The sequence below is a fragment of the Dactylosporangium sp. NPDC005555 genome (assembly GCF_040605635.1).
Classification (GTDB): Bacteria; Actinomycetota; Actinomycetes; order Mycobacteriales; family Micromonosporaceae; genus Dactylosporangium.
Genome location: NZ_JBEXDG010000047.1, coordinates 1 through 22,738, shown reverse-complemented (window position 1 = coordinate 22,738; position 22,738 = coordinate 1). Strand labels below are relative to the sequence as shown.

Below are 22,738 nucleotides of genomic sequence, written 5' to 3'. Positions count from 1 at the left end.
TGCCGTGGATTCCGACGAGGCGGCGGAACGCCGGACGCGCACGATGGTTCTGGAGGCATTCGCCGACACCATCGTCCCCGGGGAAAAGCGCGGCGCCGACGACCCCGCGATCGCCGGTGTCGACACTGGCGGTGGCGCTGTCGCGAGCGGCGCGATCGAACTGCTCGAGCACCCCGCCGGTGGCCTGGCGCCGGCACTAGACACGATCTGCCTGGAGCTCGACGCGTATGCCCGGGACCACGCCGACGCCGCGGGCCTCGACCTGGACCCGGACCTGCCGCCGTTCGTGGCCCTGCCCTTCGAGGCCCGCACGGCGCTGATCCAGGAGCTGACCAGCCCCGACCACCCGGACAAGCAGTTGTGGGTCGGCCTCGCCCTGTTCTGCAACATGGCCTTCGACAGCGCGCCGCACATGCACACCGTGGACGCGCTGGCCGCCGGGCATCCGGGTCTGGTCGCCATGCGGTACGCGTCGCCCGATCCGGACGGGCTCTGGCGGTTTCCCGCGTTCTCCTACGGCCGCCCGCTCGCGAACCTCCACCCTTCCACCACGGCCACGGGGAGCCCGGCATGACGGCCACAGAATCCACCGACGTCCTGGTCATCGGCAGCGGGTTCGGCGGCGCGATCGCCGCCTACCACCTCGCCGCCGGCGGCGCCCGGGTGAAGGTCTTCGAGCGCGGCCCGTGGCTGAGGGCTGAGGAGTTCGAGCACGACTTCAAGCTGGGCGCGTCTTACACCCGGGTGTTCGACTTCGTCATCGGTGACGGCATGAGCGTGCTGGGCGGCAACTGCGTGGGCGGCGGCAGTGTCGTCTACTTCGCCACGATGCCCCGGGCGCCACGGTTCGTCTTCGAGCGCCGCGGCAGCATCGGGCGGCGCATGTGGCCCGCCGCCATCGACCGCGACGTCCTCGATCCCTGGTACGACAGGGTGGCCGAGGCGCTGCCGGTGACCCAGCAGACGTGGGACCGGGTCCCCTACGCCGGTGGCCTGTTCGCCGCCGCCTGCCACCACGCCGGCCGCACCGCCAACCCGGCGCCGTCGGCCATCGACGTGGACATGTGCACGAACTGCAACTGGATGATGGCCGGCTGCCGCTTCGACGCCAAACGCTCGCTGCTGCTCAACTACCTGCCGGCGGCACTGGCCCACGGCGCCGAGATCCGGCCGCTGCACGAGGTGCAGCACCTGACCCGCAACGACGACGGCAGCTACCGGGTGCACTACCGCATCGTCGACGCGGAGGACTACCGGATCCTGCACGACGCGGGGACGATCGACGCCAAGATCGTCGTGGTCGCCGCCGGCGCGGGCGCCACCCCGGTGATCCTGCAGCGGTCGGAGCCCCACCTGGGCCCGCTGCCGCACGCCGTCGGGCGCTACTTCTCGGGCAACGGCGAGCGTCTCAACACCGCGGTGTTCGACGAGGACCGGGTCCGCGAGGTGCTCAAGCTGTCGCGGCCGGACGGGCGGGCGTACGAGGCGTACCAGATCGGCCGGGGTCCGACCGTGGCCAGCTGGGACCGGCTCGACGGCTCCCTGCCCGAGTTCGAGCGCTACTCGCTGGAACAGCTCTACTTCCCGCCCGCGCTGGGCACGATCCTGGCGCAGGTGCCGGACGCGAATCCCAGCTGGTTCGGCCGGGAGAAGAAGGAGATGCTGCGCCGCTGGCAGTCGTGGCTGACGATCTTCATCATGTCCGAGGACGACAACGAGGGTGTCTTCGGCCCGCCGCCGGAGACCGGCAACGCCCACCGTTTCTCGCAGCAGATGCTCGGCCACGGCCCGCTGCGGTACCGGCCGACGGAGAACACCGCGCACGGCTGGTCACTGGCCGACGCCGACATCAAGGACATCCTCGAGCGTGACGGGCTGTCCCGCGTGATGCCGTGGACGAACGACCTGGTGGGCGCCTACACCGTGCATCCGCTCGCGTCGTGCCGCATCGGCGACGACCCGGCGACCTCGGCGCTGGACGACCGCCACGAGCTGCGCGGACACCCCGGCATCTTCGTGACCGACGGGTCCGCGGTCCCCGGCGCGCTGACGGTCAATCCGGCCTCGACGATCGCGGCGCTGGCCGAGCGGGCCATGCCGGGGATCGTGCGGGCGGCGCAGGAACGGGGCATCGCGGTGACGTACGGCGCGCCGTCACCGGACGGTGATACGGCGGGCCGTCGCGCGGTCGCCCGCCAGCGGTCATGAGCTTCACGATCGCCCGGCTCACCCGGCGGGCCACCCTGTCGCATCTGCGGCACGTCCCCGCGGTGCACCCGAAAGGCGCACCGCTGCTGGTCCGGCAGGTGTACGAGCAGGTCGAACGCGACTTCGGCCTGCTCGCTCCGCCGGTCGCCCTGCACGCCGCCGCGCCGGAGGTGCTCGCCGCCGCCTGGTCCCTCGTGCGGGAGAACCTGCTCGTGTCCGGCACGACGACCCGCCTGGAGCGCGAATGCGTGGCCGCCGCGGTGTCGGCGGTCAACGCGTGCCCGTACTGCGTGGACGTCCACCGGACGGTCGTGCACGGGCTCGGAGGCGACCCGCCGCCGTCGCTGCCGGCGGTGCTCCCGCCGGAGCTGATCGGCGTGGCGGTCACGTTCCACTACCTCAACCGCATGGTGAACGTCTTCCTGCAGGACTCGCCCCTCGCGGCCGTCCCCCCTGCGCTGCTCGGCGGCGCCCGTTCCGTGGCGGCACGGTTGATGGGGCGGCTGGCGGGCCGGGAGCCGGTGGCCGGGCAGTCCCTGTCGTTGCTGCCGGCCACCGGCTCCCGGGTCGGCACCGCGCGGCAGCTGCCCGCCGACCTCCGATGGGCGGCGGGGCTGCCGCACGTCGCGGCCGCCATGGCGGGCGCGGCGACGGTGATCGAGGACGCCGGGGAACGGGCGGTGCCGGTCGCCGTCCGTGACCTGGTGCACGAGTGCCTGAACGAACGGTCCGCTCCCCTGGGCGGACTCGCGGACGCGTCCGGACGGCTCGACGCACGCGTCGCGGGCCTGTCCGCGCCGGACCGGGCCGCCGGACGGCTGGCGATGCTCGTCGCCTTCGCCTCGTACCGGGTGACGGACTCCCTGGTGGCGGAGGTCCGGGCCGGGGGTCACGACGACGCCGGGCTGATCGGGCTGGCGGCCTGGGCGGCCCTGGCGGCGGCACGCCGTTGCGGCGACACGCTCGCCACGGCACACGAAACGTCCGGCTCCACGGCCTGACCACGTGATCGGCGGTCCCCGGCGCGGTGCGGCGGTCACGCTCATGACCCCGGTCCGTCGCGGTGGCCGGCCTGGCGCAGGGCCAGGTGATGCTCCTGCGCCAGGCGCCGCAGCGCGCCGAGGGCGACCTCGAACAGCACCGTGCGGGCAGCCGCCGCATCCCGGTCGACCGGGCCGTCGGCCGGCAGCAGGTCGAGCTCCCGCAGCACGACCTGCTGCGCGGCCGCCGCGAACGGGGCGAAGAAGTCGATGTCGAGCTGGCAGCCGAGGCTCTGCAACGCGGCGACCACCTGGACGAACGTGTCGCGCCCCGGCGCGTCGGACGCCACCCGCCAGCCCTGCCTGTCGATGAACGCGTCCACGCCGGCCCGGATCCGCTCGAGCGACCCGGCGTCGGCCACGGGGGCCCGTTCCGGCAGGACGGCCCGGTTGGCCGCCTCGTACAGATCCCGCAGCGGGACACGGTCGTGCTCGATGAGCGGCAACAGGTCCCGCACCGACGCGAGGTCCATCCGGCCGAGGCCGGTGAGCGCCCGGATGAGCCGCAGCCGCCGCAGGTGCTCGTCGCCGTACTCGGCCTGGTTGCGGGCGGTCGGCGTGCCCGGGGGCAGCACCCGTTCCCGAAGGTAGTACTTGATCGTCCCGACCGGCACTCCACTGCGCCGGCTGAGATCCGAGATACGCATCGATTCGCCTCCGGCCGAGGCCGTCGTCGGTGGGAGCAGTCGGTCAGGGTGATGAGCCGCCGTGCCCGGGTGGCCCCAACATCGTCCGACGGGCCCGGGCGGCCGGGCATCTTCCGGGCTGCCGAGCCGGGCCGGGGCCGGCGGCGACCGGGCCCGGCCGCCGCCGGTGGAAACGGCCCGCCGCAGGTCACCGAAACCGTGAGATCAACGTCCGCCGATCGGCGATACCATGGGCGGATGGCGAGCCGGACCCGCGGGGGTCGGACCTGTTCCGTGGCCCAGGCGCTCGACGTCGTGGGTGAGCGGTGGAATCTTCTGATCCTCAGGGACGCCCTGCTCGGCTCGACCCGTTTCGACGCCTTCCTCAACAGCCTCGGCATCGCCCGCAACGTCCTCGCCAACCGGCTGAACGGACTCGTGCGCAACGGCATCTTCGTCCGCGTTCCGTACCAGCACCGGCCATTACGCCACGAGTACCTGCTGACCGAACGGGGCCGCGAACTGACCGTCGTCATCGTCGCGCTGATGGAATGGGGCGACCGGCACTTCGTCGACGGCGAACCGTTCCGGGTCGCGGTGCACAGCGCCTGCGGCGGCGAGGTGCACAGCCGGCTCGTCTGCACCGGCTGCGGCGGTCCGGTGGCGCCGGCGGACGTGACCACCCGCCGCAATGACTGACCACCGCGACCGAACGGTGATGGCGGGAATCAGGAACAAAGCGGCAGTGCGCGGGCCTGACGCGTGACCCACTCGGCCGGCCGCCGCCCGGCAGCCGCCGCACGATTGCATTTCCGCACGGACCGCCCTGATCAACTCCGCGACCGGTGTCCGGGCCCGCGGACACACGAGCGGCCCCGGCACCCTCACGTACATCGGCGCCCGTCAACATAACGAGTCCCGTCCACCGTAGTGGAGCGACGAACTGCCATCCGGCGGTTATCATGACGACCCGGTTAAACGACAGAGTTCGCCCTTGATCGACAGACTCTTCAACCGGGCAACAGCGTCAATGTTTGCTTTGGCTACCGGTCGGTTTTTTTCTCGAACTAAGTGCTGTACAGTGTTGGCGGACGTCACGCGATGATATCCAGGGCATCGACATACGTCGCCCGCCACGTCTTGGCCTTTCCGGAGCCGCGATGCTATCCCGCGGCAGCTGCGGACGTCTGGGAGCGATTGATGGTGGATAAAAACCGAAACTCCTCCCCGATCCAGGGCATGCGGCGGGATCGGCCCGGTCGGTGGATCCTGTTCCTCCTCGGCTCGGCCTTTCTCCTGCTGCTGCTCGATGGGACGATCGCCTATGTCGCGCTCCCCAGCATCCGCCAGGCACTCGGCTTCTCCACCGGCGGCATTCACTGGGTGATGGCCGCCTACCTGCTCGCCTTTGGTGGATTGTTGCTGTGGGGTGGCCGGCTCGCCGAGCGGGTGGGCCGGCGGCGCACATTCGTCGCCGGTTTCGGCCTGTTCGCCGCCGCCGCGCTGCTGTGCGGGCTCGCCTCGTCCCCCGGCATGCTCGTCGTCGGCCGGGCGGCTCAGGGGCTCGCCGCGGCGATCGCGGCGCCCACCGTCCTGCCGTTGCTGGCGATGACCTTCGACGACGGCCCGGGCCGCGCGAGAGCGCTCCGGATCTGGACCGTCATCGGCGCGGCGGCCGGCACGGCGGGCCTGCTCATCGGTGGCCTGATCCTCGCCGGCCCCGGCTGGCGATGGATCTTCCTGGGAAGCGCGCCGGTGAGCCTGGCACTGGCGGTGGCCGGCCCGTTCCTGCTGCGCGACAGCCCCGACCCGACCACCCGGCGCCCGCTCGGCACGATCGCGGCGGTGACGCTCACCGGCGCGCTCGTCCTGCTGGCCGTCGCGGTCACCGGCACCGCGACGACCGGTTGGGCGAGCGCCCACACGATCGTGCTGCTGCTCGCCGCCGCCGCCGCGTTCGCGGTGTACGCCTTGCTCTCCGCGCGCGCCGCGGGACCGCCGCGGCCGGTCCGGCCCGGGCCGCGCCTCGGTGTCATCGCCGTGCTGGGGGCGGCCGGCGTGGCGGTCGACGGGACGTCCCTCACGCTCGCGCTCCACCTGCAGGAGGGGCTCGGCCTGACACCGATGGACTTCGCCCTGACGATGATCGCGATGACCGGCACGATGGTCGTCGGATCGTATGCCGGGCAGGCGCTGGCCGTCCGCCTCGGGCTGCGTGCCGCGGCGGCGGCCGGACTCGCCCTGATCGCCGTGGGGTGTGCCGTGCTGGCCGTCGCCTCCGGCGTGGGCGGGGTGGTGGCCGGTCTGCTGGCGCTCGGCGCGGGCACGGGGACGGCGTTCATCGCGGGGCAGATCGCCGTGGTGACCGCCATGACAGGGGCACAGTCCCCGTCCTCGTCGCAGATCGCCGACACATCGTTCAGCGCGGGTGGAGCCATCGGTCTCGCCGCGCTGTCCACGGTCCTCGCGGTCCGCGACCGCGCGGTGCCGGCCGTCGACCCGGCCGCGGGGATCCGGGACGCGTTCGTCGTCGTTCTGGGCGCCGCCGTGCTCGCGTTCGCCGCGGCGCTCCTCCTGCTGCCGCGGCCCCGTGCGCGGGACGCCTGCGCGCCGCACGACCACGATGCCGCGCCCCGGCAGCGCTCCGGCGATCCGCCGCAGTACCTGGCCGGGTCCACCGAGACGGTCATCGTCAGCACGACGAACCCCGCCCGCCGCGGCGCCGGACCGGTGCACGGCGGCGAGCGGTCCTCCGGACGGTGAGGCACCGGCCCGCGGAGCGGTCCCCTGGTGCGATGTCGACGACGCTCACGAGCGAGCGGGCGGGTGGCAGCGCAGATCCCACGGTCCGGCCGGACCGTGGGATCGCTTGCGGATGCGCTGCCGCCGGACCGGTCAGAGGCCGACGGTCCAGACCTCGCCGTTGAGCGTGATGACGTACGCGGTGTTCCCGACGATCTCGATCGACGTCGGCTGGTTCAGCCCCTCCGCGACGACGGCGAAGGTGCCGTCCGGCTTGGTCAGGAGCAGCTGACCGGTGTTCGGCAACGCCGGCGACCCGTGCGGGTTGCCCGGCGGGAAGAAGCCCTGCGCCAGGGCGTAGAGCTTGGTCCCGCGGCCGAACTCGACGTCGACCAGCAGCCGCCCGCCCGAGGCCACCTGTTTCGGCTGGGGGGACCGGGCGTCGAACGACACGATCTTGCCGTCCTCCGGCAGGTTCGGGGCCGGGCCGGCCTCGGCCATGTAGACCGTGTTGGCGCGCACAGCGATGCCGGTCGGGACGATGTTGCCGAAGGCCACGACCTCCGAGATTCCACCGGTACGGGTGACGCGCAGCACCCGGTTCAGGTGGCCGTCCGTGACCAGGAAATCGCCACGGAAGGCCTGCAGCGCGTACTGGGCCCCGGTGGGCACCTGGTATTCCGAGGTCGGCGGATGAGCGATGTTCCAGGTGCCGATGTCGGCGACGACCGTGAAGGTGCTCGGGCCGTCCATCCGGTAGAGACCGACGACCTCGGTGCCGCCGATGTCCGATGCGACGAGCGTGACCAGGACATAGGCCTTGCCGTCGAGGAACTCGACGTCCATCGAGCCGCCGGGTTCGCCGAGCGGGAGCGGCAGGCCGGTGGCGTAGGTGGTCACGGCTCCGGTGCGGCGGTCCACCCGCGAGATCTCGCCGGACCAGCGTTCCGTGACGTAGAGCGCCCCGTCGGGGCCGATGGTGCTGCCGGAGCCGCCGGACAATCCGGTGGCGAGCCGGCTGGGAACGTCGCAATGGTCGGCGGCGGATGCGCCCGCCGCCGCTGGAGTGAGCACGACCATCAAGGCGGCAACCGCGGTCGAGAACAGCTTTCGGTGCAGATTCAAATCAGCCCTCCGTGCCATTGTGTGTCATCACGGTGCGTCACTGCGAGATGTCACAGTAGTGGCGCCGTGAGATCGACACAAGTCATTGACTGGGCGGTGGGCGTGTGATTCGCCTGCGGGTAGCCGCTTTTCCGGGCCCGGGCCGGGCCTCTCACCTGCGCCGGGCCGCACGGGCGATCATCGGTGCCCGGTCACGCTGTGCACGGACAGAGCAATCGTGAAGATGCCGCGCCGCGGGCCGGAGGGGAGCATTGGTGCAGAAAAGGCGCGGTGCGCGAATGGCCGGAATACGGGACAGGCCCGTTCAAGGATGAAGGCGGGATGACGATATGGACAACGCCGCGACTCCCGGGGAAGGCGCGCCGCACATCGGTCTGACATATCGGATGCAGTAAATGGATTGTCCGGCAGGACCTGCCGGTGCCGAGACGCCCACCCCCGGCGCGCCGATCCGACCACCGGGGGTGGCGCCACCCCGGGCGGCGCTCGCCGCGGCCGGGTCACGCCCGACGCCGGCCACGAAAATCCGACCGCACCCGCACGGGGCCGCGGTGACGATCCCATACTGACAAGATCGGATTTTGAACGTTCTGGAGCTCTACCTTCTCGGCTCGTACCGCATCGCGACGGAACCCGAGCTGAACTCCTTCATGCCCACGAACTTCAGGTCGATCGGCTTCGGCAGCCCCTCGAACAGGGCCGGTCCGTGACCCACCAGCCTGGGCGCGACCACGAACTCGTATTCGTCGATCAGGTCCAGCTCCGCCAGCGCGGTCCCGAGCTTCATGCTCCCCACGAACAACCCGTTGCCGGGCTCCTGCTTGAGCTGCTCGACGGCCTTCCCCAGATCGCCGCGCAGGAGCTCGGCGTTCCAGTCGACCTTCTCCAGCGTGCTCGATACGACATACTTCTTTGCCGCGTCGATCGTCCGGACGAAGTATTCCGTCGATTCAGGTCTCGTGACCGGCTCGGCCGTCGGCCGCCATGCCGCCTCCATCATCTCGTAGGTGACCCGGCCGAAGAGGACAGCATCGGCACGGGCCATGTTCTCGGCATAGTGGCGATGGATTTCCTCGCCCCCGGGCATTTCGCGATGGTCGCAACATCCGTCCAGAGCGACGTTGATGGAATACCGAAGAGGTCGCATTGCGTCAGAGTACCATCGCGCATCGGGTCGGCGAGCCAGGTCAATACGTAGTCGTGCCGGCCGCGTCTTCGAAATGATCTTTCGATGATACGAGAAAGTCTCCGCTTCGCTCACCGCCGGCAAGAGAACGGGCCGCGCACGTATGGCGTCAGCATCCGTGCGCGGCCCGTCCGGCAGAGCCGATGCGCCGACCCTGCCACCACTACGGGCGCAGCCGGCCGTCCGCGCCGAGCCGGGACAGCACCTCGACGGTGGCCGCGGCGGCCCGTGCGGCCTCGGCTCCTCCAGGACGAACGGCGGGGCCATGACGATCACCGGACCGTAGGGCCGGGCGATGACCCCGTGCGCCCGGTGCAGTTCCGCGACCACGCCGAACGCGACCGGCGGGGGCATCGGCTGGCGGGTGCTCCGATCGGACACCAGCTCGATGCCGGCCGTCGCTCCCGTCACCCGGACCTCGCTGACGGCCGGCGGCTCGGCCGCGGGCGCCAGGCCCTGGCTGAGCCAGCCGCCGCGCCGCGAGCACGCATCCGGCCGAACCACCGCCGCCAATCACGTAGTCATACGTTTGCCTGTCCTCTGCTTTCGGTCAGATACGCCCCCAGCAGAATTGCCGGATTCGATCCTGAACGGCGGTTCGCCGCACGGCATATTCGCGGTTGCCTGAACCGCGGCGCACAAACGTGTGTCATCGGGGACTGCGGCGGCACGGCACAGCGGAAGATGCCCGCCGTAGCGGAGGCATCGACGATGGCTGCGACGCGACGCTCGGGCAACTTCCAAGATGTGGACGCTGCATCTCGGGCCCCATCGTCAGCTTACGAGCGCAGGTGCGACCTTGACCGAAAGGCCATGGGTGGCTCGGATGCGGTCACCGGTGCGCGGCTGTCCAGCTACCAGGCACCGGCAGAGATGGAGAGGAACCATGCACTTGCCAATGACCGTCGACGTTGCCAAGACTCGGATGACAAGTGGTCGGACGCTGGCAGCAGACTCTCCGTGGTTTCCATCCAGCCCCTACGCCTCCTCGATAGCCGGCGTGGGCTCGGCCGTGTCGTCCACGTCCTTCTCGCAGGAAGACGTGCTGGACGCCCTCGACATCTCCGATCCACGAATACGCTCGATCTTCCTCAACAGCGCGATCCAGCGACGCTTCCTGACCTTGCCGCCGCTGGCGGATGACGGCACCCGATCCCCGGAGGCGCAGGGAGATCTGCTCGACAAACATAAGGCGCTGGCCGTGGACATGGGCGTGCGCGCGCTCCAAGCATGCCTGGACAACGCGGGTGCGACGATATCCGACATCCGCTATCTGTGCTGCGTCACATCAACCGGATTCCTCACGCCAGGGATCAGCGCCCTGCTCATCCGGGAGCTAGGGATCGACCGTCACTGCGCTCGCACAGATGTCGTCGGGATGGGCTGCAACGCGGGTCTCAACGCGTTGAACGCCGTGTCGAGCTGGGCGTTGGCCAACCCCGGTGAGCTTGCTGTGATGGTGTGCACGGAGGCTTGCTCGGCCGCGTACGCACTGGACTCGACGATGCGGACCGCCGTGGTGAACAGCTTGTTCGGCGACGGCGCCGCGGCGCTCGCGGTCGTCGCCGGCCCAGGGGCCGGTGCCCTGGGCAAACCTGAGCGGCCCCGCATTCTCAAGTTCGCCAGTTGCCTCATTCCAGAGGCGCTGGAGGCCATGCGTTACGACTGGGACAGCACACAGAACCGGTTCAGTTTCTTCCTCGACCCGCAGGTGCCTTATGTCATCGGTGCTCACGCGGAGCTCGTAATAGACCGCTTGCTGGCCAAGACCGGCCTGCTTCGTAGTGACATCAAACACTGGCTGGTGCACTCCGGCGGCAAGAAAGTTATCGATGCCGTGATGGTAAATCTGGGATTGAGCCGATACGACGTCCGGCACACCACCGGGGTCTTGCGTGACTATGGCAACTTGTCGAGCGGCTCGTTTCTCTTTTCGTTTGAACGTCTCCAGCAGGAGCAAGTCACCGCCCCGGGCGATTACGGAGTACTCATGACCATGGGTCCAGGTTCCACGATCGAGACGGCGCTGATCCAGTGGTGACGGCGGAAACAGTCCGCACCGGCCGGAACGATCATCATGCCGCTGGTGCCGTGGACAGTGCGCGAGGTGATGACATCGAGCTTCGCATCAACGGCTCGAAACCACTGACGATGGCGTGCGTCTCCGCGGTGGAGACGATCTGCGCAGCGGTCGAGTCGGTCGAGGCCACGACCATGCTTCCCGTGTATGTGTCCGGCACGCCTGACGCAGGCTGGGTGCACAACTTGGACGTGGCGTTGGTAACCAAATGGGAGCGTGCTCTGCGCCGCCTCGAGCGTCTCGGCGTCACGACCGTCGCGATCGCCTCCGGCGACTGCGGGGGCGTGGCTCTGGATGCCCTGCTCGCCACGGACTATCGCATCGCAACGCCGGACGTCCGCATGTCGCTGCCGATGGACGGGGAGGCAACCTGGCCGGGCATGGCGATCTTCCGACTCTCACAGCAAGTCGGCGGGACGCGTATGCGCCGGGCGATCCTCTTCGGCACTCCGATCGATGCATCCGAAGGCGTCGACCTGGGCCTCATCGACGAGCTGGCCGAGGATCCGGCTCATGCGCTGGCCGCTGCGGCCGCGAGGACGAGCACACTCTCGGGCACCGAGCTGGCTATCCGCCGGCAGCTGATGTTCGATGCCGCGACGACCAGTTTCGAGGAGGCCCTCGGCCGCCACCTCGCCGCCTGCGACCGGGCGCTGCGGCGGTCAGCCGCCAAAGCGGCCACCTCCGGCTCCGGGACAACCTGAGCCGTGTTCGGTCGGTGTTCGCTGGTTGCTGGCCGTCTGCTGGCGTGACATCGATCGATAACGAGCGAGGTCTCCGGTACCTGCGTGTCGGCCAAGACGCACCAGGTACCGGAGACCTCGTGGACGTGAGCAAAGCCCGAGATGAAATCGGACGAAATCTGTCGCATCTTGGTCATATGTCGACGCGGACGTGACGGAGGCGGCCAGTGCGAAAGCAGTACTACGAATACCGGCACGTCGTCGGTTTCGACGAGACCGACCTCGTCGGCAACGTCTATCATGCCAACTACGAGCGCTGGCTGGGCCGGTGCCGCGAGATGTTCCTGCTCGAGCACGCTCCGAGCGGGCTCGGCGAGCTCCGTGACGACCTGGAGTTGTCCACGGTCGAGTCCGAGTGCGAATACCTGGTCGAGCTTTCCGCGTTCGACGAGGTGTCGATCAGGATGCGGGTGGAGGAGATGACGCCGACCTGGATGGGCCTCGCCTTCGACTACGTACGGATACGCGAGGGCGTGGAGAAGCTGATCGCCCGAGGCCGTCAGCGGGTGGCGTGCCTGCGTGGCGTGAACGGCGCCGCGGCGCCGGCCCGGGTACCGCCGGACCTTGAGGCGGCGCTGAAGACATACGCGGTCGCCCCCGTCACCTCCTCCATGGTCACCGGTACGGGCGGCAGGGCGTAGACCTCTTTCTTCGACCCGATTTCCCCGACCCGATTTCTACGACCCGAGCCAGGCCGGTTCGGCATCCGGTTCCCCGGCCAGGATCGTCCGGTGGAGCTGCTGCAGCCGCGGGCCCGGCTCGACCCCCAGTTCGTCCCGGAGCACGGCGCGGATCCGGCGGAACTCCTCCAGCGCTCGCCCGGAACGACCGGACCGGTACAGGGCGGTCATCTGCAGCGCGCTGAAGTTCTCGTTCATCGGGTTTCTCATCACCAGCATCGCCAGCTCCCCCAGCAGGTCCGCGTGACGGCGGAGGGCGAGGTCGGCCTCGATCCGGCGTTCCAGCACGCCGAGTCTGGTTTCCTCGAGCGCGGCCACGTCCGCCGCGAGGATCCGGCCGACCGGTACATCCACCAGGACCGGTCCCCGCCACAGCGCCAGCGCGTCGCCCAGCAGCCGGGAGGTGGCGGCCGGATCTCCCGTTTCCGCCGTCCGGCGGCCCGCCTGCACGAGGTGGCCGAACTCCGCCACGTCGGTCCGGCACTGTCGCGCGTCCATCTGGTAACCGGAGTGCCTGGTGCTGAGCAGCCGCCGTGCCCAGCTGGCGTCCCCTGCGGCCTTCGCCAGCTTGGCCCTCAGCTGGGAGATGTAGGTCTGCAGGGTGGTGGCGAAGCTGCGCGGCGGCTTGTCCCCCCAGAGTTCCTCGACGAACGTCTGGGTGGTGACCACCCGGCCGGCGTGGAGCGCGAGCAGCACGAGGATCTGGCGCTGCTTCGGCGCGCTCGGCATCACCGGACGGTGATTCAGGTGTGCGGACAGTGGGCCCAGCATCTGGAAGACGACTTTTCCGGATTCCTCGTTCATCTCGCAGCTCCAAGGGGCGGGCACCGGGGGATTTGCCGTTGCTTGAGCTTGCCTTGAGCGGAACCCGAGCCTCCAGAGATCCCGTCACGCCCTGACGGTGAAAAACTCACCCCGTCACCATGACGTTGCGGCGTGTACCGCCATCGATGCCTCATCGCGGAAGGCGGACAGCGGCGGCCCGGGTGCCGGTGGACGCGGTGATGTGCGGGGTCGCCCCCGCGCATCACCGGTGGCCGGACCGCGCCCGCGGGTTCACGACATCGAGGGGCCGCGATACCTCAACCGGCCGCGGTCGATCACCACGGTCCCGTCTTCCTTGGCGGTCCGAAACGAGGCAGTGCCGTCGTCACCGCGCCAGATCGAGACGATCAGCGAATCACCCGGCGTCACGGGAGCGGTGAACCGGCCCGACATCGAGATGAACCTCGCCGGATCGGAGTCGCACAGCTCGTGCAGCAGCACCCGTCCGATGAAGCCGTAGGTGCACGGACCATGCAGGATCGGCCGGCTGAAACCACCTCGTGCGGCGACCTTCGGATCGGCGTGCAGCGGGTTCCGGTCACCGGAGAGCCGGTAGAGCAGCGCCTGCTCCGGCCTCGTCCGCTGCACGACCCGGCGGTCAGGATCCCGGCCGGGCGGCTGCCACGGTGCGGAGGCGCCGCCGTCGCCGCCGAACCCACCCTCGCCCCGGATGAAGAAGCCGAACCGTGCGGTGACGAGGGGGTCGCCGCCGGCGAGGTCGACCGCGACGCTTTCGAACTCCACCAGCGCGCCCGAGCCCTTGTCGTACATCCCGGTGACGGTCGACGTGACGAGAACCGTGCCGGAGACCGGCAGCGGCCGATGCAGCTCGATGTGTTGCTCGGCCTGCACCAGCATGGCCCGATCGAAGTCACCGAGGCTGCGCGCCGCTGGGGCCCGTGCCAGCAGCACGCCGTAGGTGGGCAGCACTTTCTGCTCGACGCCTTCGCTGTTCTCCGTGGTGAACTCGAGCTCGCGCAGCGGGTCGCCGAGACCCGCGCCGACACCTATGGCGTACAGCAGCGCGTCCTTCGAGGTCCAGGATCGCTCGTGCGGTTTGCCGGGCAGGCCGATGAGACTGTGATCGAGTGACATCACGGCCCTTCGAGTGATCCGTTCGCCTTGGACGTCGACGGCGAGGTGGCGGGTGCCGCGGGCCACCTCACCGTCACAGAACTCCGAGCCCGACCGCGACTCCGGGCTTGCTCACCCATCTCGCAATCGTGAAGGTGGCTGGTCCCGCCCGGCGAGGTGATGATGCCCAGTGACTGCTACGTGCGAGGAGGCAAAGTGCGGTGCACCGTGCGGACCCCGGGCGGCGGGCTGCTGGCCGTCGAAGATCGGGGTGATCCGGCCGGCCGGCCGGTCCTGGTCCACCACGGGATACCGAGCTCTCGAAAGGCGGCCTTCTTCGGCCCGTGGGTGCAGGATGCCGCCGACCTCGGGCTGCGGCTGATCAGCTACGACCGGCCGGGCTACGGCGATTCCTCGGCCCAGCCAGGCCGCGCCGTCGCCGACACCGCCGCCGATGTCCGTGCGATCTGCGCCGAGCTGGGCATCGATCGCCTGGCCACGTGGGGCTTCTCGGGCGGTGGAGCGCACGCACTCGCGTGTGCCTCCCTGCTCCCGGACCTGGTGACCGCGGCCGCCTCGCTGGCCGGAGCGGCGCCGTTCGACGCCGAAGGCCTTGACTGGTTCGCCGGCCAGCATCGGGATCAGATCGATGAGACCCGCCTCTACCTCACCGACGAAGCCGCCGCCCGCAGACAGATGGACGAGGACCGGAAGGACTATCTGGTCGCATCGGCAGGCGAGGCTGCCGGCGCCGGGTTCTACGCGTTCACGATGTCCTGCGCGGGTGCCGGGCTGGCGCCGGGCATCCGGGGATGGTGGGACGACAGGAGCATGCAGCTGCGGCCGTGGGCGTTCGACTGCGCCGACATTGCCGTGCCGGTCCTGCTGATGAACGGCCGGCAGGACATCCTCGTGCCGCAGAGCCACGGCGAATGGCTGGCCAAGCGCATTCCGGGCGCCGAGACGCGGTGGTCCGACGACGGGCACGCGAAGCTGGCACGCGATCGTGTGCCCGAGGTGCATGCCTGGCTGTCAGAACGGATCTAGCCGGTCGGCCGGCCGTCCGAGCGGGCTCACGACAACCGCAACGGAGGTGCCGGCCAGCGCGCCGGTAAGACGTCCACGAGGTCTCCGGTATCTGGCGCGTCTTGGTCGACACACCAGATACCGAAGACCTCGCTCGCTATCGCGGCTTCGCGGGAGAACTGCTACCCGATCCAGGAGTTCGGCCGCGCTCGACCGTGACCTCCGTCTCGCCTCGTGGGCTCGTGTCCCCGGCATCATCGGACCACTGAGCGGAACGGGTCGTCTCCGGTGCCTCTTGCTGCGTCATTTCCACTCCTCGGAAGGGATGGGAAGGGATGGCAACCGCGACTGGCCGGAGCTGAGGATCGCCCGCACCGCACCGGCGTCGCACCTCTCGGGGTGCTACCGCGGCCTGGCACCGACCAGCCACTGATCGAGGCGCGCAATTCCGGAGATGCATCCAGACGGGCTACCGATCACGTTGGGAGCTGCGACGGATCTGCCGTTCCAGGCTCGCGAATGGAGAAGAATATGAGTTCCAGCTCCACCCGGGCACAGCTCGCCGCGCAGGGCGCTCAGCCGCCGGACGCGGAGCTGCCCGAGCCGGTATTCGCCAACCCTTCGGCCTACCGGGCTCCCGAAACGTCTCAGCAGGAGACCCTGTGCTCGCTGTTTGCCGAGGCTCTCGGCGTGGACCGGGTGGGGTTGGACGACAGCTTCTTCGACCTCGGCGGCCAGTCGCTCAACGGCATTCGGCTGGTCAACCTCATCAACAAGACACTCGGGTCGGAGCTGTCGATCGACGAGTTGTTCGACTACCCGACCGCCGCCGAGCTGGACGAGTACCTCCAGGGCTGAGCGTGGCACCAGGCTCCCACATCGCACCCATCGTCACCGGCAGGAGACAGGCATGAGTACAAGCGACGCCAAGGGTCTGGTCGCGGAGACCGGAGTGGCTCCGCTGTCCCTGAATCAGACGTTCAACAGCCTCTTCGACGGGGGCGGCGACGACGGTCCCTTCGGTTGCCGCAACCATGTGGTCGTCGGGTGGCGCGTCACCGGGGAACGCCCGATCGACGTCGACGCGCTGCGCGAGGCGCTGCTCGACGTCGTGCGGCGACACGAGGCGCTCCGGACGCGCATCACCGGGCTGGACGGCGATCGGCACCAGGAGATTCTGCCGCCGGGTCCGGTCCGGCTGGACGTCCTCGACTTCCCGGCCGTCGCGGTGGCATCGCGCGCGGAACGGGCGGAGACGCTGATCCACGAGGTCGAGACGGGGACGATGAGCACGCAGGAGGCGCCGTTCCTGCGGGCCGTGCTGGCCCGTTTCGACAGCCAGGACGCCGTGCTGGTGCTGATGGCCCATCACCTCAGCGTGGACGGACAGTCGATGGCGCTGATCGTTCGCGACCTGGCCCACTACTACGCCGCCCGCACGGGGCACGACGGTGCGGACCTGCCGGTGGCTCCGCAGTACCGCGAGTACGGCATCTGGGAGCGCGAGGCCGCCGAGTCGGCCAAGGCCCGCGAGTTCTGGCGCCGCCAGCTCGACGGCGCCCGATTCACCGCGATCCCCACCGACATGCCGCGCTCGGCCGGCCTCGCCGAGTCGACGGCCCGGCACCGCTTTCTGATCCCGGGTGATGTCATGGCCGCCCTCGACCGGGTGGCCCGGTCGAACCGCGCCACCCGTTTCATGGCCATCGCCGCGGTCTACAAACTGCTCGTGCACCGGCGGACCGGCGCCACGGACGTGGTGATGGCGACCTTCACCCCCGGCCGGGGCGGCGACGGGCTGTTCGACGAGACCGTCGGCACGCTCTACAACTTCGTGCCGCTGCGGACGGACCTCACCGGGTGCACGTCGTACCTGGACGTGCTCCAGCGGGTCCGGCGAACCTGTCTCGAGGCCTTCTCGCACGACATCCCGACGCTGCAGATCTTCGCCGAGGCGCCGCAGCTGATGGAGACGGTCATGACCGACAACGCGACCGCGATGGTGTTCGAGAGTGTCCCGACGGATGCGGTGGCCGACGCGCCGGGCGATCTGAGATTCGTGCGCATCACCCGGCTGCTGAGATCGCAGGAACTGGCGTCGGCGATACCCGACGGCGCACTCTGGGACGTCAACATCGACCCGTCCGGCGACGGTATCGGCGCCATCGCCTACAAGCGGAATCTCTTCCGCGAGGACACCATCGCGTCGATGGCCGAGGAGTTCGGCAAGATAGCGCGCGCCTTCAGCTCGTCGCCTGACGCTTCACCGGGCCTGCTGTGACATTCGGTCCTGCCACCTCGGCCAGGTCTTCCTCGCTCACGACGACGACTTCGCACACGGCGAACCGGCACGATCCCGCAACCCGGCCTGGACCCGGGCCCACTACGAGCCACTGCTGCCGACCGAGGAGCTCGAGCCCTTCCTGCGTTGCTGGTCGGAGGGCTTGATCGGCACGCCCGACCAGATCGTGGAGCAGCTGGCCAAGGCCGGCCGGACGGGGCGTCGGCTACGTGATCGGCAGATTCATCGACGCGACCTACGACCGCACGAGCATCGACCCTGTTCGCCAGCAAGGTGATCCCGAAACTGGCCAGATAGCTGCGAATCGCACATCTCCCCCGATGCGGACTCGATCATTATTGAATTACCGACATGGATTGATTGTGCGATATCCTGCCATCAGCTGCGCCTGCCCGGGCAGCAATCGCGGAGGTGCGGACGATTGCCCGGCTTGAAAATATCTCGGTGCGTGAACACATTGCCGCCGAGGTCTGCTCGAACCACTCACCAGGCGTAAAGCAACCCCGACCGCCGTGACCATGCGCGCTGACGCATGGCGATGGATGCCCGCTAAGGAGAAAGACGATGGAGATTACCCAAGCACCGCCCAGGGCGGAGCTCGTTCGTCGCGCCTCTGAGCTCGTCCCGCTGCTGCGGGAGAAGGCGCTCTGGATGGACGAGAACCGGCGGCTCCACGACGATGTCATCGACGCGATCACCGATGCCGGACTTCTGAAGATGCGAGTTCCGGCCCGCTACGGCGGCTACGAGTCCGACATGGGCACGGTCGTGAGCGTGCTGGCCGAGCTCGGGCGGGGCGACGGCTCGACCGCGTGGACCGTCGCGGTCTGGTCGATCAGCGCGTGGATGACGGGGCTGTTCCCCGACGAGGTGCAGGACGAGATGTTCACATCCCCGGATGTGCGCATCTGCGGGATTCTCAGCCCCGGCGCGATGGCCGTGCCGACCGACGGTGGCTACATCGTCAACGGCAAGTGGTCGTTCAACACCGGGGCGCAGCAGAGCGCGTGGAACACGAACGCGGCGGTCACGCCGACCGGGGACGGCGGTTTCGCGCCGGTCATGGTCGCCCTTCCGGTCGCGGACCTGCTGGTCATCGACGACTGGCACACGTCGGGCCTGCGCGGCTCCGGCAGCGTCACCACGATCGCCAAGGATCTCTTCGTCCCGGAGGAGCGGGTGCTCCCGATGGGACCGGTGCTGCAGGGTCAGCACAAGTCCAAGCTGAACGCGAATGCACAGATCTTCAACGCGCCGTTCATGCCCACCGCCTGTGCGACCGTCAGTGCGCCGGCCCTCGGCCTGGCCCTGGCGGCGAAGGACGCCTTCCTCGAGCGGCTGCCCGGCCGCAAGATCACCTACACCAGCTACGAGAACCAGAGCGAGGCGCCGATCACCCATCTCGAGGTCGCCAACGCGATCGTCAAGATCGATGAGGTGGGGTTCCACGCCCACCGCGCGGCGAACCTGCTCGACGCCAAGAGCCGGGCGGGCGAGTTCTGGACGCTCGAGGAGCGGGCGCGCATCCGGCTCGACCTGGGCGCCGCCTGCCAGCGGGCCGAGGAGGCGGTGGATGTCCTGGCCGGCGCCAGCGGCGGCTCCTCCATCTACCGCGACGTCGCGATCCAGCGCATCCGGCGGGACGTGCAGGTGCTCAACCTGCACGCCATCCTGCACCCGAACACCAACCTCGAGCTGTACGGCCGGATCGTCTGCGGCCTGGACTCCAACACGCTCTACATCTAGCTAGACAGGGAAGCGTGGCCCGTCTCAGCGATGACGTCCACGAATGGCCTCCGCGCGGTGAGTTGAACGGGGCAGGTGAAGTTTCGCACCGGTGAACCCGAGTCCGACCAACTCGTCGGACTCGGGTCAACACGTGTTCGCTGGGCCGCCGGATGTCCAGGCGATCCCGCCGATGCGTCCGGACGGGGCACGCCGAGATCGTCCCAAGAGTGACCGACACAGAAACCGGAGGCGTAGCCGTGCCGCGATTGAACCCGGTTCGAGCAGTCAGCTCCCTGATCCCAGAGTCCGGCCCCAGGCGCGTGTACGCGTTGGCGCTGCTCGTCAATACATTCGGAACCGGGCTGCTGATGGTCAGCCTGCCGTTGTACCTCATCCGTATCGTGGACCTGTCCGCCACCGAGGTCGGCATCGGCCTGACGATCGCATCTGCGGTCACCCTGGTGGTGGGCCTCCCGCTCGGCGAACTGGCCGACCGGCGCGGTCCGCTCGAAGTCACCAAGGTGATGCTCCTGGTGCAGTGTGCCGCGACGGTCGGCCTGCTCTTCATCGGCAATTTCGCCGCCTTCGTCGCCGTCGTCACCGTGGAAATGGTGGCCGCAAGGGCGGTCGTCACGGCCGAAGGGGCGCTGCTGCGACGCGTGGCCGACGACAGCGCGGCCGACTTCCGCTCGTTGACCCACGCGATCACGAATGTGGGCTTCTCGCTCGGCTTCGCCGGTAGCGGCATCGCGATCCAGGTCGGCACACCGACCGCCTACCATGTGGCGATCGTCATCGACGCGCTGACCTTCCTGGGCGCCTGGATGGTGCTGCGCCGCGGCATGCCGCGTTACGATCCGCTGCCGGTTCCGCACACCGCACTGCGCTGGGGCGTGTTGCGCGACAAGCCGTTCGTCGTGCACGCGGTGCTGGGCACCGCCTTCAGCCTGCAGTTCAGTGTCCTGGTGCTGCTGCTTCCGATATGGGTGGTCGATCACACGAACGCGCCGGACTGGTCCGTCTCGGCGTCCCTGGTGATCAACACCATCCTGGTCGTCGCGTTCCAGGTCCGCCTGGGCGGCAAGGTGCAGACGCTCCGGCAGGGTGGACTCACATGGCGGCGGGCCGGGTTCGCCTTCCTGTGCAGCTGCGCCGTGCTGGGCTTTGCGGCTGGGCTGCCCGCCTGGGCCGCGCTGATGACGATCGTGGTGGCCGTCAGCGTGCACACCATCGGCGAGATCTGGCATCTGGCCGCCGGGTTCGCCCTGAGCATGGGCCTGCCTCCGGCCCACGCACAGGGTCAGTACGACGGCTTCAGCAGCATCCTTGGCGGTATAGGCGTGGCGGTCGCTCCGGTGCTGCTCCTCGGACCCGTCCTCAGCAACGGCCGGATCGGCCTGATCGCACTTGGGGCGTTCTTCGCCTTGACGAGCATGCTCATGCCGGCCGTGGCCCGGTGGGGTGAGCGGACCAGGCCGGCCGCACCGGCCGCAGCCGAGACGAAGGCCGCTGACACGGCGGCGTGATCCGGGCGGGGAATCATCCGCTGTAGTGGACAGCACTACCGAACCACGTCGCGCACGTATGGCATCAGCCGTACGTGCGCGACGCGTTCTGGCACAGCCGGCTCCTTACCCACCGAAGAAGCACCCCGACGATCTGCGGCAGCGTGCTGTGCGCTTGTATCGGGAGTCGGATCCGAAGCCGCTTCCATGAGTCGGTTAGACATCGTCCAGTATAAATATCGAGTGCCAGCGGTCGGTGTCATCGCGAGCTCGCCCAACCGCTCAGGAGGACTCCGGCCCACGAGCCGTGCCAGGTGATGCGCAGCGAGCGGCGTACGGCCTTCCTTGACGGGCTTTCATCCGCATGCCAGGGGCGTTGCGGGCCGACCGGGCGGCGCTATACGCGGTCGGTAACCGTCTCGACGGCGATGGTCGCGAGCGGCGCACGGATCGGGCCCGCGTCGTCACGGCTGCCCGCTGTGATGCGGTGCCGGTCAGGCGGCGGGCATGGCCGCGCCGCGACGCCCGCCGTTGCCGTCGCGCTCCGGCTTGCCGGTGCAGGGTTCGGCCGGTGCCGGCGGGGCGAACCCGGTCTGGTCCGCTCTGGTGCGCGCTTCGGCCATGCGCCGGGCCAGCCGTATGTCCGGCAATGCCAGCAGCACCGGCGGATCCAGGAAGCGGACCGGACGCAGACACAGGTCCGGCAGGGTCACGTCGTCGTTGTCGCGAAGCTGGACAGGCCCGTGTCGCAGCAGGTACGGCTGCTCGTCGCCGGCGGGCGGGTCGTTCTCCTCGTCGGGTCGCAGGGCGTGCGCCAGCAGGAACCATGACCCTTCCGGGGCCTTGTCCAGCAGGTAGGGCCCGGGGCGCTCCAGGACGGTCCAGCTCACCGGCCGCCCTTGCGGGATCGGCTGCGGGAACAGGCCGATGAACGTGTGGCCGAGCAGGGTGTCCGGAGCGCAGACCGTGCCGCTGACGGTCGCCGATGTCCTCCGCGCCGCGCCGGACCGATCGTCGACGGTTACCCGCGGTACGAAACCGCCGAGGCGGCGGTAGGCGGTCGGTGATATGCCGACGCTGCTGGTGAAGCGGGTGCTGAAGGTGCCGACGCTGTTGTATCCGACCTGGTGGCTGATGTCGATGACGTTCAATGATGTCGACATGAGGAGCTGCTTGGCCTCTTGGAGCCGCAGCGCCGAGAGGAATTTTCCCGGTGGTAGGCCGGTGACCCGCTGGAAGATCCGGGAGAAGTGGAACTTGCTGAACATCGCGGTGCGGGCCATGTCATCGATGGTGAGCGGTTCACTGAGGCTTTCCTTCATGGAGCTGATGACTCTGTGAACAGCTTTCTCGAATGACTGGTCCATATCGCCTCCCCGGTCCTGAAATCGGCTTCGAAGCGCATGCAGGGACCGGGGACGGTGGTTCCGGAAAGCGGGCCGCAGCCATCCGGAAGGTTAACCCATAGACGTCGACCGACTACTTTCTGAAGTTTCCCATCCGCTTGACTGGAGGTGCATCTTCAGAAGTGCTCTCACGCCCCCATGGGTTCCATCGATTTTCTGGCGTTATGAGGCTAGTAAGCTGATTTGCGAAGATAAGCCTGATCGCTGATGGGGTCGGGCGGGTGCAGGCAGGCCCGGTGGGCCAGTACCGTCTTCTCGACCGCTTCGCCGAGGTTGGCCCACAGGTGGTAACGATCGGCAACCTGGATCGCGTGCGGGGCGCCGGCGCGCTCGCGCCGGTTACGTGTTGAGCGGCCTCGCGTTTTCCGGACAGCTTCTAATTGGCCTGCTTTATGCGGCGAGCTGTCGGTTCAGGTACTCGGTGTGGGCCTCATGTGGGGTC

At 69.2% G+C, this 22,738-nt stretch carries 19 protein-coding genes; 13 read left to right on the top strand and 6 right to left on the bottom strand.

What is annotated here, in order from left to right; translation table 11 throughout:
* The first annotated feature begins 43 nt into the window (after positions 1-43).
* Genes ABZS58_RS36985 through ABZS58_RS36975 form a run of 3 tightly spaced genes read left to right on the top strand, consistent with a single transcriptional unit; the run spans position 44 to position 3,209 of the window.
* Complete coding sequence (locus tag ABZS58_RS36985; RefSeq protein ID WP_354788086.1) at positions 44-574, top strand: DUF5987 family protein; 531 nt, start codon at positions 44-46, stop codon at positions 572-574.
* Positions 571-2,208, top strand: a complete 1,638-nt coding sequence (locus ABZS58_RS36980) for a GMC family oxidoreductase (protein ID WP_354788008.1) — start codon at positions 571-573, stop codon at positions 2,206-2,208. The genes ABZS58_RS36985 and ABZS58_RS36980 overlap by 4 nt, the downstream gene beginning before the upstream one ends.
* Positions 2,205-3,209: a carboxymuconolactone decarboxylase family protein gene (locus ABZS58_RS36975; protein ID WP_354788007.1), complete on the top strand. Its 1,005-nt coding sequence runs from the start codon at positions 2,205-2,207 to the stop codon at positions 3,207-3,209. Before ABZS58_RS36980 ends, ABZS58_RS36975 begins: the two co-directional genes overlap by 4 nt.
* A gap of 41 nt (positions 3,210-3,250) precedes the next feature.
* Here the strand turns inward: ABZS58_RS36975 and ABZS58_RS36970 are convergent, their stop codons facing one another.
* The gene (locus tag ABZS58_RS36970; protein ID WP_354788006.1) at positions 3,251-3,895 is read right to left on the bottom strand and encodes a MerR family transcriptional regulator; all 645 of its coding nucleotides are present in this window, start codon (positions 3,893-3,895) and stop codon (positions 3,251-3,253) included.
* A gap of 237 nt (positions 3,896-4,132) precedes the next feature.
* Between ABZS58_RS36970 and ABZS58_RS36965 the strand changes: the two genes are divergently transcribed.
* Together ABZS58_RS36965 and ABZS58_RS36960 are read left to right on the top strand one after the other, a co-directional pair.
* Positions 4,133-4,573 carry a helix-turn-helix domain-containing protein gene (locus tag ABZS58_RS36965; RefSeq protein ID WP_354788005.1) on the top strand — a complete coding sequence of 147 codons (441 nt, stop codon included), beginning with the start codon at positions 4,133-4,135 and terminating at the stop codon, positions 4,571-4,573.
* Between the two features lie 540 nt (positions 4,574-5,113).
* Positions 5,114-6,637, top strand: a complete 1,524-nt coding sequence (locus ABZS58_RS36960) for an MFS transporter (RefSeq protein WP_354788004.1) — start codon at positions 5,114-5,116, stop codon at positions 6,635-6,637.
* 132 nt (positions 6,638-6,769) lie between these two features.
* Here ABZS58_RS36960 and ABZS58_RS36955 read toward each other — a convergent pair whose 3' ends face one another.
* On the bottom strand, positions 6,770-7,741 hold the full coding sequence (locus ABZS58_RS36955) for a ScyD/ScyE family protein (RefSeq protein ID WP_354788002.1): 972 nt from the start codon (positions 7,739-7,741) through the stop codon (positions 6,770-6,772).
* Between the two features lie 598 nt (positions 7,742-8,339).
* A complete protein-coding gene (locus ABZS58_RS36950; RefSeq protein WP_354788085.1) occupies positions 8,340-9,431 on the bottom strand; it encodes a dihydrofolate reductase family protein in 1,092 nt (363 codons plus the stop codon).
* Between the two features lie 394 nt (positions 9,432-9,825).
* On the opposite strand from ABZS58_RS36950, the gene dpgA reads away from it, so the two are divergent.
* From dpgA to ABZS58_RS36935, 3 genes are all read left to right on the top strand, one after another.
* Positions 9,826-10,968 carry a 3,5-dihydroxyphenylacetyl-CoA synthase DpgA gene (dpgA, locus tag ABZS58_RS36945; RefSeq protein WP_354788001.1) on the top strand — a complete coding sequence of 381 codons (1,143 nt, stop codon included), beginning with the start codon at positions 9,826-9,828 and terminating at the stop codon, positions 10,966-10,968.
* On the top strand, positions 10,962-11,711 hold the full coding sequence (gene dpgB, locus ABZS58_RS36940) for an enoyl-CoA-hydratase DpgB (RefSeq protein WP_354788000.1): 750 nt from the start codon (positions 10,962-10,964) through the stop codon (positions 11,709-11,711). The genes dpgA and dpgB overlap by 7 nt, the downstream gene beginning before the upstream one ends.
* 206 nt (positions 11,712-11,917) lie before the next feature.
* Positions 11,918-12,391 (top strand): acyl-CoA thioesterase, encoded by a 474-nt coding sequence (locus ABZS58_RS36935; RefSeq protein ID WP_354787998.1) that lies wholly within the window; start codon positions 11,918-11,920, stop codon positions 12,389-12,391.
* 36 nt (positions 12,392-12,427) lie between these two features.
* Here ABZS58_RS36935 and ABZS58_RS36930 read toward each other — a convergent pair whose 3' ends face one another.
* Together ABZS58_RS36930 and ABZS58_RS36925 are read right to left on the bottom strand one after the other, a co-directional pair.
* Positions 12,428-13,159, bottom strand: a complete 732-nt coding sequence (locus ABZS58_RS36930; protein WP_354787997.1) for an AfsR/SARP family transcriptional regulator — start codon at positions 13,157-13,159, stop codon at positions 12,428-12,430.
* 327 nt (positions 13,160-13,486) lie between these two features.
* Positions 13,487-14,350, bottom strand: a complete 864-nt coding sequence (locus ABZS58_RS36925) for a MaoC/PaaZ C-terminal domain-containing protein (protein WP_354787996.1) — start codon at positions 14,348-14,350, stop codon at positions 13,487-13,489.
* A gap of 195 nt (positions 14,351-14,545) precedes the next feature.
* On the opposite strand from ABZS58_RS36925, the gene ABZS58_RS36920 reads away from it, so the two are divergent.
* From ABZS58_RS36920 to ABZS58_RS36900, 5 genes are all read left to right on the top strand, one after another.
* Positions 14,546-15,376: an alpha/beta fold hydrolase gene (locus ABZS58_RS36920; RefSeq protein ID WP_354787994.1), complete on the top strand. Its 831-nt coding sequence runs from the start codon at positions 14,546-14,548 to the stop codon at positions 15,374-15,376.
* A 510-nt stretch (positions 15,377-15,886) separates the two neighbouring features.
* A complete protein-coding gene (locus ABZS58_RS36915) occupies positions 15,887-16,213 on the top strand; it encodes a phosphopantetheine-binding protein (protein WP_354787992.1) in 327 nt (108 codons plus the stop codon).
* Between the two features lie 52 nt (positions 16,214-16,265).
* Positions 16,266-17,636: a condensation domain-containing protein gene (locus ABZS58_RS36910; RefSeq protein ID WP_354787990.1), complete on the top strand. Its 1,371-nt coding sequence runs from the start codon at positions 16,266-16,268 to the stop codon at positions 17,634-17,636.
* Positions 17,637-18,221: 585 nt separating this feature from the next.
* Complete coding sequence (locus ABZS58_RS36905) at positions 18,222-19,403, top strand: acyl-CoA dehydrogenase family protein (protein WP_354787989.1); 1,182 nt, start codon at positions 18,222-18,224, stop codon at positions 19,401-19,403.
* 311 nt (positions 19,404-19,714) lie between these two features.
* Positions 19,715-20,911, top strand: a complete 1,197-nt coding sequence (locus tag ABZS58_RS36900) for an MFS transporter (protein ID WP_354787987.1) — start codon at positions 19,715-19,717, stop codon at positions 20,909-20,911.
* Positions 20,912-21,384: 473 nt separating this feature from the next.
* Here ABZS58_RS36900 and ABZS58_RS36895 read toward each other — a convergent pair whose 3' ends face one another.
* Positions 21,385-22,212: a helix-turn-helix transcriptional regulator gene (locus ABZS58_RS36895; protein ID WP_354787985.1), complete on the bottom strand. Its 828-nt coding sequence runs from the start codon at positions 22,210-22,212 to the stop codon at positions 21,385-21,387.
* Positions 22,213-22,738: the final 526 nt, after the last annotated feature.